The 14,327-nt window shown below is 66.7% G+C and carries 14 protein-coding genes; 2 read left to right on the forward strand and 12 right to left on the reverse strand.

The features are described 5' to 3' along the window. Nucleotides 1-242: 242 nt before the first annotated feature. Nucleotides 243-407, forward strand: a complete 165-nt coding sequence (locus tag QMO14_RS08680) for a hypothetical protein (RefSeq protein WP_301506069.1) — start codon at nucleotides 243-245, stop codon at nucleotides 405-407. Between the two features lie 50 nt (nucleotides 408-457). Here QMO14_RS08680 and QMO14_RS08685 read toward each other — a convergent pair whose 3' ends face one another. From QMO14_RS08685 to oxc, 11 genes are all read right to left on the reverse strand, one after another. Then, nucleotides 458-1,405 carry a LysR family transcriptional regulator gene (locus tag QMO14_RS08685; protein WP_301506071.1) on the reverse strand — a complete coding sequence of 316 codons (948 nt, stop codon included), beginning with the start codon at nucleotides 1,403-1,405 and terminating at the stop codon, nucleotides 458-460. Between the two features lie 21 nt (nucleotides 1,406-1,426). Beyond that, entirely contained in the window at nucleotides 1,427-2,845 is a 1,419-nt protein-coding gene (gene pyk / locus QMO14_RS08690) for a pyruvate kinase (RefSeq protein WP_301506073.1), read from the reverse strand. Nucleotides 2,846-2,999: 154 nt separating this feature from the next. Beyond that, nucleotides 3,000-4,013, reverse strand: coding sequence for a 2-dehydropantoate 2-reductase (locus QMO14_RS08695; RefSeq protein ID WP_301506075.1), 1,014 nt, complete (start codon nucleotides 4,011-4,013; stop codon nucleotides 3,000-3,002). A 49-nt stretch (nucleotides 4,014-4,062) separates the two neighbouring features. Beyond that, nucleotides 4,063-4,845 (reverse strand): fumarylacetoacetate hydrolase family protein, encoded by a 783-nt coding sequence (locus QMO14_RS08700; RefSeq protein ID WP_301506077.1) that lies wholly within the window; start codon nucleotides 4,843-4,845, stop codon nucleotides 4,063-4,065. Between the two features lie 65 nt (nucleotides 4,846-4,910). Then, nucleotides 4,911-5,810, reverse strand: coding sequence for a succinate--CoA ligase subunit alpha (gene sucD, locus QMO14_RS08705; RefSeq protein WP_301506079.1), 900 nt, complete (start codon nucleotides 5,808-5,810; stop codon nucleotides 4,911-4,913). A 43-nt stretch (nucleotides 5,811-5,853) separates the two neighbouring features. Beyond that, nucleotides 5,854-7,032 carry an ADP-forming succinate--CoA ligase subunit beta gene (gene sucC, locus QMO14_RS08710; protein WP_301506080.1) on the reverse strand — a complete coding sequence of 393 codons (1,179 nt, stop codon included), beginning with the start codon at nucleotides 7,030-7,032 and terminating at the stop codon, nucleotides 5,854-5,856. 32 nt (nucleotides 7,033-7,064) lie between these two features. Further along, on the reverse strand, nucleotides 7,065-7,382 hold the full coding sequence (locus QMO14_RS08715) for a hypothetical protein (protein ID WP_301506082.1): 318 nt from the start codon (nucleotides 7,380-7,382) through the stop codon (nucleotides 7,065-7,067). A gap of 236 nt (nucleotides 7,383-7,618) precedes the next feature. Continuing rightward, entirely contained in the window at nucleotides 7,619-8,866 is a 1,248-nt protein-coding gene (gene frc / locus QMO14_RS08720; RefSeq protein WP_301506084.1) for a formyl-CoA transferase, read from the reverse strand. After that, nucleotides 8,863-9,309 (reverse strand): PAS domain S-box protein, encoded by a 447-nt coding sequence (locus QMO14_RS08725; RefSeq protein WP_301506086.1) that lies wholly within the window; start codon nucleotides 9,307-9,309, stop codon nucleotides 8,863-8,865. Before QMO14_RS08725 ends, frc (QMO14_RS08720) begins: the two co-directional genes overlap by 4 nt. A gap of 152 nt (nucleotides 9,310-9,461) precedes the next feature. Continuing rightward, on the reverse strand, nucleotides 9,462-10,736 hold the full coding sequence (gene frc / locus QMO14_RS08730) for a formyl-CoA transferase (RefSeq protein WP_301506088.1): 1,275 nt from the start codon (nucleotides 10,734-10,736) through the stop codon (nucleotides 9,462-9,464). A gap of 28 nt (nucleotides 10,737-10,764) precedes the next feature. Beyond that, complete coding sequence (gene oxc / locus QMO14_RS08735) at nucleotides 10,765-12,591, reverse strand: oxalyl-CoA decarboxylase (RefSeq protein WP_301506090.1); 1,827 nt, start codon at nucleotides 12,589-12,591, stop codon at nucleotides 10,765-10,767. 151 nt (nucleotides 12,592-12,742) lie between these two features. Here oxc and QMO14_RS08740 point away from each other — a divergent pair, with 151 nt between their 5' ends. After that, nucleotides 12,743-13,351 carry a Crp/Fnr family transcriptional regulator gene (locus tag QMO14_RS08740; RefSeq protein ID WP_301506092.1) on the forward strand — a complete coding sequence of 203 codons (609 nt, stop codon included), beginning with the start codon at nucleotides 12,743-12,745 and terminating at the stop codon, nucleotides 13,349-13,351. 129 nt (nucleotides 13,352-13,480) lie between these two features. On the opposite strand, the gene QMO14_RS08745 is transcribed toward QMO14_RS08740, so the two are convergent. Then, complete coding sequence (locus QMO14_RS08745) at nucleotides 13,481-14,317, reverse strand: cytidylate kinase family protein (RefSeq protein ID WP_301506094.1); 837 nt, start codon at nucleotides 14,315-14,317, stop codon at nucleotides 13,481-13,483. Nucleotides 14,318-14,327: the final 10 nt, after the last annotated feature.

Here is a 14,327-nt window from a genome sequence, read left to right on the forward strand (position 1 = left end):
GCTGCATGGCGGTCTCGACCATGGCTTGTGGATGCTTTGCGCGATCTGCGCGCATGCATCCGAATGGCTCTGGCAGGGGAACTATTCGCACAGGAAGAGAACCTGTCCGACACCGGAAAAATTGACCTGGGTCAAGAAACACGAAAATCGCGTTTGCCCTCGTCTAGGGTAAACCCTAAAATTCAGGGTAATCCCTTCGGACTTTCCGATTCAGTTTCAGATTTCTTTCTTGGAGCAATCAAATGAGCCACACCACTCTCGATTCCAACGCGCTGCGCGCCCCCGCCTCTTCCTCGACCGCAAGCAACGTCATGCGCGAACTGTTCGCCGTGATGCCCATCGTGATCTTCTACAAGGCCGCACGCGCCGCGCTGATGCAGCGCCGCTCGTCGTTCGTGCAGCGCTGAGAAGCCCCACGCCGCAGCACAATCAAGCCCTGGCGAAGAGCGCGCGCGAGTCACTCGCCGCGCTCTTTTTCATTGGGTCCTTCGAAGGGAACGATCTGCGAGATCAGCGACGGTCCGTCGCTCAGCAGGAAATCCTTGAAGGCCTGCGCCACCGGCGGCAGCCGCTTGCCGCGGCGATGCACCACGTACCAGTTGAGCATCAGCGGAAAGCCTTCCACGTCGAGCACGCAGAGGCTGCCGGTGCGCAGTTCCTGGCTCACGGTATGGGCCGACACGAAGCTCACGCCCATGCCCGCGATCACCGCCTGCTTGATGGTCTCGGTGCTGCGTATCTCCATCGCGATGTTGATGCCGCTCAGGTCGCCGCCGAAGCCGTCCTCCATCGAGTGCCAGGTATCGGACGCCTTCTCGCGCACCACGAAGGGCTCGCGCATCAGCCGCGCCCGCGGGATGTTTCTCTCTCGCGCCAGCGGATGGCCCGGTGCCGCGACGATCACGTAGGGATGCGGCGCGAAGGGCTGGTTGACGGTGTCCAGATCGGTCGGCGGCCGCACCATGATCGCGAGGTCCGTGAGGTTCTCTGCGATGTGGGTCAGGAGACCCGCGCGGTTGTGCACGGTGAAGTTCAGCGTCACGCCCTGGTGGCGGCTCGCGAACTCCACCAGCAGGCGCGGAAAGAAGTAGTCGCCCGCGCTGATCACGCCCACGTTGAGCTTGCCGCCCGAGACGCCCTTGAACTGCATCATCGCGTTCTCGGCCGCCTCGAACTGCTGGATGATCGATCGGCTGATCTGCAGCAGCTCGGTGCCCGCTGGCGTGAGATAGATCTTCTTGCCGAACTGCTCGAACAGCGCGTTGTCCGCATGCTCCTCGAGCTTGCGAACCTGCGTGGAGACCGCGGGCTGCGTGAGGTGAAGCTCCTGCGCCGCGCGCGAGAAGCTCAGCAGCCGCGCCACCGCTTCGAAGACCTTCAGCTGGCGCAAAGTCGCATGCTTCATCGCAACCGCCTGCAGCAGCGCTCAGCGCGGTATCCGGGCCACGTGCAGCAGGTTGGTGGTGCCCGATTGCCCGAAGGGCAGGCCCGCCACCACCACCACGTCGTCGCCCTCTTTCGCGAAGCCCTCGGCGCGCGCCGTGCGGCAGGCGCATTCGATCATTTCCGCCACGTCGTGCACGTCGTCGACCAGCACGGCATGCACGCCCCACACCATCGCCATGCGCCGCGCGGCGGCAACGTCGGGCGTGAGGCTCAGGATGGGCACCGCCGGGCGCTCGCGCGCCGCGCGCAGGCTCGTGAAGCCCGACGACGTGTAGGTCACGGTGGCGGCCGGCGCGAGCAGCGACGCCACCTGGCGCATCGAAGCGCATACGGCATCGGCGGTGGTGGAAAGCGCCGCATCGTGCGTGGCATCGATGCCCGCGCGGTACGACGGGTCGGCCTCCACGCGCGCGATGATGCGGTCCATCATCGCGACCGCCTCCAGCGGATATTTGCCCGAGGCCGATTCGGCCGAGAGCATCACCGCGTCGACGCCGTCGTACACGGCGGTCGCCACATCCGACACCTCGGCGCGCGTGGGTACGGGCGAGAAGATCATCGATTCGAGCATCTGCGTGGCCACCACCACGGGCTTGCCGCGCTTGCGGCAGGTGCGCACGATCAGCCGCTGAAGCTCCGGTACCTGCTCGGGCGGCAACTCCACGCCGAGGTCGCCGCGCGCGACCATGATGCCGTCGCACAGCTCGACGATCGCATCCAGGTGCTCAATGGCCGCGGGCTTCTCCAGCTTGGCCATGATCCAGGCGCGCGAGCCGATGATGGCGCGTGCCTCCTCGATGTCCTCGGGCCGCTGCACGAAGGAGAGCGCGACCCAGTCCACGCCCATAGACAGGCCGAAGGCCAGGTCGTCGCGGTCCTTGGGCGTGAGCGGCGAGATCGGCAGCAGCACGCTGGGCACGTTGACACCCTTGCGGTCGGAGATCGGCCCGCCCACCAGCACCGTGGTCTCGGCGAAGTCGGTGCCGTGGCTGTCCACGCGCAGGCGCAGCTTGCCGTCGTCGAGCAGCAGCTCGGTGCCGTCCCGCAGCGCGGCGAAGATTTCCGGATGCGGCAGCGGCGCGCGGCGTTCGTTGCCTGCAGCCTCGTCCATGTCGAGCCGGAAGCGCGCGCCCGCGTCGAGATGCGCACGGCCGCCCTCGAAGCTGCCCAGCCGCAGCTTGGGCCCCTGCAGGTCGAGCAGGATGCCGATGGGCCGGCCGTATTCCTGCTCGAGACGGCGGATGCTCTCGATGCGGCGCGCGTGGTCGTGCTGCGTACCGTGGCTGAAGTTGAGCCGGAACACGTCCACGCCACGCTCGAACAGCGCGCGGATGGCCGGCTCGTCGGTGGTGGCCGGGCCGAGGGTGGCGACGATCCGGGCGCTGCGCGTGCGTCTCATCGAACGCCCCCGGTACCCAGGGCATTGCTCCCTCTCCCCTCGGGGAGAGGGTTGGGGTGAGGGCTTGCGGCGGTGGCCGAGGCAGGGCTTGCGCGAAGGCCGCCCCCCTCACCCCTGCCCTCTCCCCGAGGGGAGAGCGAGAAACACCGTCCGCTCATGCCGCGATCTCGTCGAGCTTCACCCGGCCGCGCTGGTCTTCCATCGTGCGCGCGAGCAACTTGACGAGGCTGTAGACGGTGTCGATGTGCGGCGTGGGTGTGTCGGTGAGCCGGGCCAGTTCGACCACGGCGCCGACCAGCGCGTCGATCTCGGGCGCGCGGCCTGCTTCCACGTCCTGCAGCATCGAAGTCTTGTGCTTGCCGACCTTCTCGGCGCCCGCGATGCGCTTTTCCAGCGTCACGCGGAATTCGATGCCGAGCTTGTGCGCGACGGCCTGCGCCTCGCGCATCATCGCGGCGGCCAGCTCGCGCGAGGGTGGGTACTGGCAGATGTCCACGAGCGTGGAATGCGCGAGGCTGCTGATCGGGTTGAAGGTGAGATTGCCCCACAGCTTGAGCCAGATCTCGGAGCGGATGTTGTCGAGCACCGGCGCCTTGAAGCCCGCGCCGGTGAAGCAGGCCGAAACGCGGTTCACGCGCTCGCTGGCCGAGCCGTCGAGCTCGCCCACCGGAAAGCGGTCGCCCTCGATGTGCCTGACCACGCCGGGCGCGATGAGCTCCGAGGCCGGATACACCACGCAGCCGATCACGCGCTGCGCGGGGATCTTCGCGGCGACGATTCCCGAAGGATCGACGCTGCGCACCGGCGTGCCTTCGAGCGCGCCGCCGTGCTTGTGGAAGTACCAGTACGGGATGCCGTTCTGCATGGTCACGATCACCGTGTCGGGCCCGAAGAGCCTGGGCACGTCGTTGGCGACGGCCTCGACCTGGTGGGCCTTCATCGCGAGCACCACGATGTCCTGCACTCCCGCCTCGTCGTAGCGGTCGGTGGCCCTGACGTTGCGCGCCACCTGTTCCTCGCCTTCGGCCGATACCAGCTTGATGCCGTTGCGGCCTATGGCTTCGAGGTTGGCGCCTCGCACGATGAACGTGACGTCCTCGCCGGCCAGCGCGAGCTTCGCGCCGACCAGCCCGCCGATGGCGCCGGCTCCGATGATTGCAATCTTCATGTCGTCTATCCCCAAGAGTTGAAATCCTTGCGCGACCCCTGCGCTGCGTTCAGCCGAAGCGGTTGCCGAGCTTTCCGATGCCGCCGATCTCGATCTCGACGAGGCTGCCGGGCTTCATGGAGCCGACGCCGACCGAGGTGCCGCAGAGGATCACGTCGCCGCGGTGCAGCGTCATGTCCTGCGAGATCAGGCTCACGAGCTGCTGTACCGAGAAGCGCATGTCGCTGATCGGGTAGTTCTGCCGCTGCTCGCCGTTGAGCGTGGTGGTCACGGTGAGCGTGGCGGGGTCGAGGCCGGTGGCCACCACCGGGCCCATGGGACAGAAGGTGTCGAAGCCCTTGGCGCGCACCCACTGCGCGAAGGAGGCATCGCGGTTGAGGATGTCGGCCACGGTGACGTCGTTGGCGCAGGTGTAGCCGAACACGTGGTCGAGCGCGTCGGCCTCCGGCACGGCGGTGGCGGTCTTGCCGATGACGATGCCGAGCTCGCCCTCGAACACCACCTTGCCGTCGCACAGCGGCTTGCGGATGGGCGCACCGGGCGCGAGGTACGAGTTGGGCGTCTTCAGCAGGTACAGCGGCTCGGCCGGCACCGGCAGGCTCAGCTTGGCGCCCAGCGCGTGGAAGTTGTTCCACAGCGCGATCACCTTGGTGGGCTCGGTGGGCGTGAGCAGCTGCAGCCCGGCCAGCGCGAACACGCGGCCCGTGGGCTCGGAGCCGCCGAACATGTCGCCCTGCCGCTCGTGCACCGCATCGCCTTCGAGCGTGCCGAAACCGATGCCGCCCGCGTGCTCGAAGCGGACCCATTTCCTTTGCTGCTGTTGCTCTTGCATGTTGTTATCTGCTTTCTGGATGTTGAGGATTCGGGTCCGCCGTCGATCAGCCGATGGGAGGCAGGTCAGTCGAACGGGAGGTAGTCGGGTATCACGAGCGAGGCGAGCAGCTTTCCCATGTCCGCCGGATTGCGCGTGACGTGGATGCCGCACTCCTTCATCACCGCGAGCTTTTCCTGCGCGGTGCCGCGGCCTCCGGAGACGATGGCGCCCGCATGACCCATGCGCTTGCCGGGCGGCGCGCTGGCACCGGCGATGAAGCCGACCACGGGCTTGGTCATGTGGTCGCGTATCCAGCGCGCGCATTGCTCCTCGGCGTCGCCGCCGATCTCGCCGACCATGATCACGGCGTCGGTGCGCGGGTCGTCGTTGAACATCTTCAGCACGTCGATGTGCCGCAGCCCGCCGACCGGATCGCCGCCGATGCCCACCACCGTCGACTGCCCGATGCCGAAGCTCGCGAGCTGGCTCGCGGCCTCGTAGGTCAGCGTGCCCGAGCGCGAGACCACGCCGATGCGCCCGCGCTGGTGGATGTGGCCGGGCATGATGCCGATCTTGATCTCGCCGGGCGTGATCAGCCCCGGGCAGTTGGGCCCCAGCAGCAGCGTCTTGCGGCCCTGCATGCGGTGGCGCGTGCGGATCATGTCGCGCACCGGGATGCCCTCGGTGATGCAGATGACCAGGTCGAGTTCGGCATCGACGGCCTCGTCGATGGCGGCTGCCGCGAAGGTCGGCGGCACGTAGATCACCGAGACCGTCGCGCCGGTTTCCGCCTTGGCCTCCTTCACCGTGCCGAAGATCGGAATGCCCGCCATCGACTGGCCGCCCTTCAGCGGATTCACTCCGGCCACGAAGCAATGCCTGCCGTTGCCGTATTCGAGGCAGGCCTGCGTGTGGAACTGGCCCGTCCTGCCGGTGATGCCCTGCGTGATGACGCGGGTGTGCTTGTCGATCAGGATGGACATGCGGCGAACTCCATCGACTGTTGCTGGAAACAGCAAGAGCGGCTCATCGCTGGCGCTCCCAGTTGCCGGCAGCGCCGATGGCCCGCTGCGCGGCCTCGGCCATGTCGTCGGCGTTGATGATCGACAGGCCCGACTGCGCGAGGATGGTCCGGCCCAGGTCCTCGTTGGTGCCCTTCATGCGCACGATCAGCGGCACCCTGAGGCCGGTCTCGCGCACCGCGTCGACCACGCCGTGCGCGATCACGTCGCACTTCATGATCCCGCCGAAGATGTTGACCAGCACGGCCTTGAGCCTCGGGTTGCGCAGCATCAGCCGCACGGCCTCGGCCACCTTGTCGGCCGTCGCGCCGCCGCCCACGTCGAGGAAGTTGGCGGGCGAGCCGCCGTAGAGCTTGATGGCGTCCATCGTCGCCATCGCGAGGCCCGCGCCGTTGACCAGGCAGCCGATGTCGCCGTCGAGCGCGATGTACGAGAGGCCGGCGTCCGAGGCCTCGATCTCCACCGGGTCTTCCTCGTCGAGGTCGCGCATCGCGGCGATGCCGGGTTGGCGGAAGAGCGCGTTGTCGTCGAAGTCGAACCTGGCGTCGAGCGCGATCACGCGGCCGTCGCGTGTGAGCACCAGCGGGTTGATCTCGGCCAGCGAGGCATCGCTGCCGTCGAAGGCCTGCCAGAGGTTCTGCATCAGCACGCGCGCCTGCACCACCGCGCGGTCGGCGATGCCGATGCGCCGCGCGATGCCGTCCGCCTCGGCCACGCCGAGGCCGGTGTCGGGGTTGATGAAGAGCCGGTGAATCTTCTCGGGCGTGCGCGCGGCCACCTCCTCGATGTCCATGCCGCCTTCGCTCGAAGCCATCAGCGCCACGCGCTGCGAGTTGCGGTCGACCACGAAGCCCAGGTAGAGCTCCTTGTCGATCTCCACGCTTTCTTCCACCAGCAGCTGCTTCACCACGCGGCCTTCGGGGCCGGTCTGCGGCGTCTTCAGCGTCATGCCGAGCATCTGGCCGGCGTGGCGCCGCACCTCGTCCACCGACCAGGCCGGCTTCACGCCGCCGCCCTTGCCGCGGCCGCCCGCGTGGATCTGCGCCTTGACCACCCAGGCGCGCCCGCCGATGCGGCTGGCGGCCTCGGCCGCCTCGTCAGGCGAGCGGCAGACGAAGCCGCGAGGCGTTGCCACGCCGTATTGGCGCAGCACCTCCTTGCCCTGGAATTCGTGGATGTTCATGGCCGCAATTACCTGAAATCGTTAATTGAAATTCAGGCGCCCAGCTCGACGCCGTGGCTTTCTGCCCAATTGAAATAGCTCGACGAAGCCATTTCGCGCTTGCGGTGGATTTCCTTTTTCTGCTCGATGGCCACGGCGAGGAATTCGGCGTCGTAGGCCTTCAACAGATGCGGCTGCTCGGTCTTCAGGTAATGGCCGATGCGCGTATTGGCGTCCTGGCCCAGGCCCATGAGGCGGTCGTAGGTCTCGCCGTCCCAGTGCCAGCGCAGCCCCAGCTCGAAGAAGGCGGCGTTGTAGGCATTGCGCTCGATTTCATCGCGCCAATATTGAACGGGCGAATGGCTTTCCATGATCTTCTCCTTGAATGAATGCCGAATAGATTGAATTGATCGAGAAATTCCGGCGAGTTCAAAATGTAGGATCGATGGACGATAAATAAAAATTAAATGAATTTATAAAATCCATTCACCAGGAGTTATGGATGGAGGGTGTGCAATTTCACGGGCGCAGCAATCCTCCGCGCCGCCCGCAGGCCGCGCTGTCGCAAGACTCGAAGATGAAAGGGAAGGCGGACCTGCGCCGCGCCTCAGATCACGCGCTCGGCCCGCAGGGTCGCCAGGTCGTCCGCGCCGTAGCCGAGCTGCCTCAGCACTTCCTCGGTGTGTTCGCCGAGCAGCGGCGAACGCGTCACCACCGTCGGGCTGTCGGACATCTTGATGGGGTTGCCCACCGTCAGGTACTTGCCGCGCACCGGGTGGTCGACCTCGACGATGGTGCCGGTCTCGCGCAGCGACTCATCCGCGGCGATCTCCTTCATCGAGAGGATCGGCCCGCACGGGATGTCGTATTCGTTGAGGATGTCCATGGCCTCGAACTTGGTCTTGGTCATGGTCCACTGCTCGATGCGCGCGAAGATCGGCTTCAGGTGCAGCAGGCGCGCCGCCGGCGTGGCGTAGGCCTCGTCGGTGATCCAGCCTTCCTCGCCGATGACCTTGCACACCGCCGGCCACACCGCCGCCTGCGTGATGAAGTAGATGTACGCGTTGGGGTCGGTTTCCCAGCCCTTGCACTTGAGGATGGAGCCGGGCTGGCCACCGCCCGACGCATTGCCCGCGCGCGGCACCGCGTCGCCGAACTTGCCGTCGGGGTACTGCGGGTACTCGTGCATGGTGCCGGTGCGCTCCAGCCGCTGCTGGTCGCGCATCTTCACGCGGCACAGGTTGAGCACCGCGTCCTGCATCGGCGCGAGCACCTGCTGGCCGCGCCCGGTGCTGTTGCGCTGGAACAGCGCCGCCAGGATGCCGAGCGCCAGGTGCAGGCCGGTGCCGCTGTCGCCGATCTGTGCGCCGGTGACCAGCGGCGGACCGTCCTCGAAGCCGGTGGTGGAGGCCGCGCCGCCCGCGCACTGGGCCACGTTCTCGTAGACCTTGCAGTGCTCGTACTTGCCGGGCCCGAAGCCCTTGACCGAGGCGACGATCATGCGCGGGTTGAGCTTCTGGATGTGGGCCCAGGTGATGCCCATGCGGTCGAGCGCGCCGGGCGCGAAGTTCTCGACCAGCACGTCGCAGGTCTTGATGAGGCTGTCGAGAACCTCCTTGCCCTTGGGGTTCTTGGTGTCCAGCGTGATCGAGCGCTTGTTGTGGTTCAGCATCGTGAAGTAGAGGCTGTCCGCGCCGGGAATGTCGCGCAGCTGGCCGCGCGTGGCGTCGCCTTCTTCCGCGCGCTCGACCTTGATCACATCGGCGCCGAACCACGCCAGAAGCTGGGTGCAGGTGGGGCCCGACTGCACGTGGGTGAAGTCGAGGATGCGCACGCCCTCGAGTGCTTGGCTCATTGACTGTCTCCTTCTCTGATCGTGTTGGCTTCGACTTCTACCAGACGGGCGCGAAGCTTGCGCTCCTCGGCGAAGCGGGCGGTCTCGTCGCGAACGATGGCGACGATGCCGGTGACCTCATGATCGGCGGAGAACAGCATCGACACGGTGAAGGCGACCGACAGGGTTCGGCCGTCCTTGTGCAGCGCCGGTACGCGCAGCAGGTCGGCGCCGTACTTGGTGACGCCGGTTTCCATCGTCTTGTGATAGCCGTCCCAGTGCCGCTGGCGTTGGCGCTGGGGGATGATCAGGTCGAGCGACTGGCCGAGCGCCTCGGCCTCGCTGAAGCCGAAGATGCGTTCGGCGGCACGGTTCCACAGCGTGATCGCGCCCTTCGCATCGCACACCATGATCGCATCGCCGGCGCCTTCGACGAGCTGCTTGAAATCGACATTCGCTTGCATGTTTGCCTCCGGCGCTTCATTCCAATCCAGCCCCCGCAGTGCCGCCTCCTTCCAGAGACACCGCGGAACCGGCTTTGCCGGGCCGCGGGTGTCGCCCCCTCGAAGGGGGTGGGCGCTGCCACACGAAGTGGGCAAGCCTGGGGGTGAGCCGATCACACGGCTTTTGCTTCCTTGAGATTGTCGATCTGCTGCTTGGTGTAGCCCAGTTCGGCCAGCACCTCTTCGGTGTGCTCGCCCAGCAGGGGCGAGGCGGTGACTTCGGGCTTGAGGTCCGAGAACTTGATCGGGCTGCCGATGGTCCAGTAGCTGCCGCGCTCCTTGTGCGGGACTTCGACGATCGAGCCGCTCTTGCGCAGCGACTCGTCGTGCAGCAGCTCCTTCATCGACAGCACCGGGGCGCAAGGAATGTCGTACTTGCGGAAGATGTCCACCGCCTCGAACTTGGTCTTGTCCTTGATGAAGTCCTCGATGGTCGCGAAGATCTGTTCGATATGCGGCTGGCGGGCCTTGGCCGTCATGTAGTCGGGGTCGGTCTTCCACTCGGGCTTGCCCAGCGCCTCGCAGATCGGCTCCCAGGCGTGGCCCTGCACCGTGAAGTAGATGTAGGCGTTGGGGTCGGTCTGCCAGCCCTTGCACTTCAGGATCCAGCCGGGCTGGCCGCCGCCGCCGGCATTGCCGCCGCGCGGCACGACCTTGTCGGCGAACGCGCTCATCTCGTGCGGGTACTGCGGGTATTCCTCGAGGTAGCCCACGCTGTCCAGGCGCTGCTGGTCGCGCATCTTCACGCGGCACAGGTTGAGCACCGCGTCCTGCATCGAGCAGGCCACCTTCTGGCCCTTGCCGGTCTGCTGGCGGCCGATGATGGCCGTCAGGATGCCGATGGCCAGGTGCATGCCGGTGTTGGAGTCGCCCAGAGCGGCCGCCGAGATCGTCGGCACCGAGTTCTCGCCCTTCCACCAGCCGGTGGTGGAGGCGGAGCCGCCGGCGCACTGCGCCACGTTCTCGTACACCTTCAGGTCCTCGTAGTGGTGGCCTTCGCTGAAGCCCTTGACCGAGGCGACGATCATCTTCGGGTTCAGCTCCTGCAGGCGTTCCCAGGTGAAGCCCATGCGGTCCAGCGCGCCGGGGCCGAAGTTTTCCACCAGCACGTCGGATTCGCGGATCAGCTTTTCCAGCACGATCTTGCCCTCGGGCTTCTTCGTGTCCAGCGTGATCGAGCGCTTGTTGCTGTTGAGCATGGTGAAGTACAGCGCGTCGACGTTCGGGATGTCGCGCAGCTGGCTGCGGGTGACGTCGCCGGCGCCCGGGCGCTCCACCTTGATCACGTCGGCGCCGAACCAGGCCAGCATCTGCGTGCAGGCCGGACCGGCTTGCACGTGCGTGAAGTCGATGATCTTGATGCCGTTGAGGGGCTTGATGCTGCTCATTTGGAAAATCTCCTTGGATGGGATTGAGTTACTTCTTCTTCGCCGTGCTGGGGTTCAGGCTCGTGATGCGGCCGCTCTCGGTGCCGGCGGTCTCGTCGATGACGGCATTGATCAGGGTCGGGCGGCCCGAGGCGACGGCCTCGGCCAGGGCCTTCTGCAGCTCGTCGGCGGTGGTTGCGTTCACGCCGACGCCGCCGAAGGCCTCCATCAGCTTGTCGTAGCGCGCGTTCTTGACGAACACGGTGGGCGCCACGTCGCTCGTGCCGCTGGCGTTCACGTCGGTGCCGCGGTAGACACCGTTGTTGTTGAAGACGATCACGCAGACCGGCAGGTTGTAGCGGCAGATGGTCTCCACCTCCATGCCGCTGAAGCCGAAGGCGCTGTCGCCCTCGATGGCGATCACCGGCTTGCCCGTGACCACGGCGGCGGCCACCGAGAAGCCCATGCCGATGCCCATGATCCCCCAGGTGCCCACGTCCAGGCGCTTGCGCGGCTCGTACATGTCGACGATGCTGCGCGCGAAGTCCAGCGTGTTGGCGCCCTCGTTGACGACGATGGCGTCGGGCCGCGCCTTCACCTGGTCGCGGATCACGCTGAGCGCGCTGTGGAAGTTCATCGGCGAGGGCCGCGCGGCCAGCGTGGCGGCCATCTTCGACAGGTTCTTGTCCTTGCGCTCGGCGATGGCGCCGGTCCACTCGGCCGGCGGCCTGGCCCACCTGGCGTCGATGCCGGCCAGCAGCGCAGCCACGCACGAGCCGATGTCGCCGATCACCGGCGCCTCGATGGCGACGTTGCTGTCGATCTCGGTCGGCGCGATGTCGATCTGGATGAAGCGCTTCGCGCCTTTCTCCTGCGCCCAGGTCTTGCCCTTGCCGTGCGAGAGCAGCCAGTTCAGGCGCGCGCCGACCAGCAGCACCACGTCGGCTTCCTGCAGCACGTAGGAGCGTGCCGCTGCCGCCGACTGCGCGTGCGTGTCGGGCAGCAGGCCCTTGGCCATGGACATCGGCAGGTAGGGAATACCCGTCTTCTCGACCAGCGCGCGGATGTCGGCGTCGGCCTGCGCGTAGGCGGCGCCCTTGCCCAGCAGGATCAGCGGACGCTTCGCGCCCTTGAGGATGTCGAGGGCGCGGTTCACCGCGTCGGGCGCCGGAATCTGGCGCGGCGCGGCGTCCACCACCTTGATGAGCGAAGCCTTGCCCGCAGCCGCGTCCATGGTCTGCGCGAAGAGCTTGGCCGGCAGGTCGAGATACACGCCGCCCGGGCGGCCCGAGAGCGCGGCGCGGATGGCGCGCGCGATGCCCACGCCGATGTCCTGCGCGTGCAGCACGCGGAAGGCGGCCTTGCACAGCGGCTTGGCGATGGCCAGCTGGTCCATCTCCTCGTAGTCGCCCTGCTGCAGGTCGACGATCTCGCGCTCGCTGGAGCCGCTGATGAGGATCATCGGGAAGCAGTTGGTGGTGGCGTTGGCCAGCGCGGTCAGGCCGTTGAGGAAGCCGGGGGCCGACACGGTCAGGCAGATGCCGGGCTTCTGCGTGAGGAAGCCGGCGGCGGCTGCCGCGTTGCCGGCGTGCTGCTCGTGGCGGAAGGAGATCACGCGCAGCCCTTCGGCCTGGGCCATGCGCGTGAGGTCGGTGATCGGGATGCCGGGCAGGCCGAAGATGGTGTCGATGTCGTTGAGCTTGAGCGCATCGATGACGAGGTGGAAGCCGTCGATGGTCTCGGCCGCCGGCGTGTCTTCCGCCATGTTCTTGATGGCGCGGACCACCGGTTCGCCGTCGGCATCACGGTTTTTTGCGGGCTTGAGGGCTTCGTCCAGCGTGGTGGTCGCCTCTTTCTCTGTTCTGACTGAAGACATGTCTCTCCTTCTGCATGGGTGAATGGCCGAGGCCCGAGCCGCGACTATGATTCGGGCCAAACTTTCGGCCGTTGACCTCGGTCAACTTTCCCGAAAACGGCGCAGCCCCCGATGAGCAGCGCCGGCAGCGAACTCGAGCAAGACGGTGACCATGACGACGTTGGAAAACCATCCGGAGAAGAACATCATTCGCGCCCAGCTGCGGCAGAACGTGCTTCTCAAGGACCTGAGCGAAGCCGACCGCGCCGAGCTCGAGGCGCACCTGGTCATCGTGGACGGCAACAAGGGCGAGTTCCTGCTGCACCAGGGCGTGCGGGAGATGGAGCAGTACTTCATCCTCGACGGCATCCTCAAGCGGGTGGTGAGCAACCCGGAGGGCAAGGAAATGATCCTTCGCTTCGCCGACGAGAACGACATGGAGACGAGCTACGCCGCGCTGCGGCTGGGCACGCCCACGCCCTACGGCATCGTCTGCGTGACCAAGGCGCGGGTGGCGAGCCTGCCGCTGAAGGAGTGGATCGCCTTCCTGAACAAGCACCCGCAGACGAAGGAGCTGTTCGAGTTCCTCGTGATGCGCGGCATGAGCGAGATCATGGCGCACACGATCACGCTGCACCTGCTCGACGCCGCCGGGCGCGTGCATCGGTTCCTGCGCAAGCATCCGGAACTGGTGGACCGGATTCCGAGCAAGGAATTGGCTTCGTATCTGAATCTGTCGGCGGAGACGCTCAGTCGGTTGCGCAAGCGCGGGAAGATCTGAGCCGGTCTTGCTCCCTCCCCCTCTGGGGGAGGGCTGGGGTGGGGGCACGGGGTGCATCAAGGGCCGCCAGCGTGTCTACCGCCGACTGCCCCCATCCCGACCTTCCCCCAGAGGGGGAAGGAGCAAAGCCTAAGTCTGCTTCGCCGAAGCAAAGCGCCGCGTACTCGCCATCAGCCTCAGCTGGTTGTGCACCCCGCTGACGCCCGAGACTTCAGCCGCGACCGCCTCGGCCTGCGCCCTTTCATCCGAGTCCAGCACGATCCCGCGCAGCATCACCTCACCCTGGTTCGCGGCAATGGTCACGTTGATGTCGCGCGTGGCCTCGTGCTCCTTCAGCGCCGCGCGCACGCGCGCCTCCAGCGCCATGTTGGCGAGCAGCGCGCGCGATGCCGGCGTTTCCGCGAACTCGGGGCGATTCACCATCAGCCCGATCTGCTCGACGCAGCTTTCCACCGAAAGCCGGTCGGTGTTGAGCACCAGGTCGTAGAGCACCGGGTCGCCCCAGGCCACGCCGAATTGCGCGTGCATGCGAGCGGCATGCGCCTGGTCGCTGCGGCGGATCTCGGCTTCGGCGAACTCGGCGTCGTCGGTCTCGAGGTCGCCCATCAGCCACTCGACGCGCTTCTTCATCGAGCGCGTGATGCGCACGCACACCACATGCGGCACCGGCCGCAGCAGGCAGGTGGCGCCCCAGCCGCGCAGCACCACGTTGCCGCGATCGGCAAGCGCGAAGAGCTCTTCGGCGGTGTAGAGCGCCACGCTGCGCCTGTCGGTGGTCAGGCGTTCCACCAGCCCGGCCTTGCCGCTGCGCAGCCGGCCGATGAGGCTGGTGGAGACCTGCATCCGGTCCGCGACGTGCTCGATGACCTCGTGGCGCATCACGGCGAGGCCGAGCGTCTCGGCAAGCTTGAGCGAAACGTCTTTCGCGAGGGAACCCATCTCCTGGGTCAGTGCGATCACTGGCATGTGCTGGCCT

The organism is Variovorax sp. CAN15 (assembly GCF_030462475.1).
Lineage (GTDB): Bacteria > Pseudomonadota > Gammaproteobacteria > Burkholderiales > Burkholderiaceae_C > Variovorax.

What these genes read in the sequence shown, in the direction of transcription:
- QMO14_RS08680 (WP_301506069.1), top strand. Translation starts at nt 243, where the DNA reads ATGAGCCACACCACTCTCGATTCCAACGCGCTGCGCGCCCCCGCCTCT.
- QMO14_RS08685 (WP_301506071.1), bottom strand. Translation starts at nt 1,405, where the DNA reads ATGAAGCATGCGACTTTGCGCCAGCTGAAGGTCTTCGAAGCGGTGGCG.
- pyk (WP_301506073.1), bottom strand. Translation starts at nt 2,845, where the DNA reads ATGAGACGCACGCGCAGCGCCCGGATCGTCGCCACCCTCGGCCCGGCC.
- QMO14_RS08695 (WP_301506075.1), bottom strand. Translation starts at nt 4,013, where the DNA reads ATGAAGATTGCAATCATCGGAGCCGGCGCCATCGGCGGGCTGGTCGGC.
- QMO14_RS08700 (WP_301506077.1), bottom strand. Translation starts at nt 4,845, where the DNA reads ATGCAAGAGCAACAGCAGCAAAGGAAATGGGTCCGCTTCGAGCACGCG.
- sucD (WP_301506079.1), bottom strand. Translation starts at nt 5,810, where the DNA reads ATGTCCATCCTGATCGACAAGCACACCCGCGTCATCACGCAGGGCATC.
- sucC (WP_301506080.1), bottom strand. Translation starts at nt 7,032, where the DNA reads ATGAACATCCACGAATTCCAGGGCAAGGAGGTGCTGCGCCAATACGGC.
- QMO14_RS08715 (WP_301506082.1), bottom strand. Translation starts at nt 7,382, where the DNA reads ATGGAAAGCCATTCGCCCGTTCAATATTGGCGCGATGAAATCGAGCGC.
- frc (WP_301506084.1), bottom strand. Translation starts at nt 8,866, where the DNA reads ATGAGCCAAGCACTCGAGGGCGTGCGCATCCTCGACTTCACCCACGTG.
- QMO14_RS08725 (WP_301506086.1), bottom strand. Translation starts at nt 9,309, where the DNA reads ATGCAAGCGAATGTCGATTTCAAGCAGCTCGTCGAAGGCGCCGGCGAT.
- frc (WP_301506088.1), bottom strand. Translation starts at nt 10,736, where the DNA reads ATGAGCAGCATCAAGCCCCTCAACGGCATCAAGATCATCGACTTCACG.
- oxc (WP_301506090.1), bottom strand. Translation starts at nt 12,591, where the DNA reads ATGTCTTCAGTCAGAACAGAGAAAGAGGCGACCACCACGCTGGACGAA.
- QMO14_RS08740 (WP_301506092.1), top strand. Translation starts at nt 12,743, where the DNA reads ATGACGACGTTGGAAAACCATCCGGAGAAGAACATCATTCGCGCCCAG.
- QMO14_RS08745 (WP_301506094.1), bottom strand. Translation starts at nt 14,317, where the DNA reads ATGCCAGTGATCGCACTGACCCAGGAGATGGGTTCCCTCGCGAAAGAC.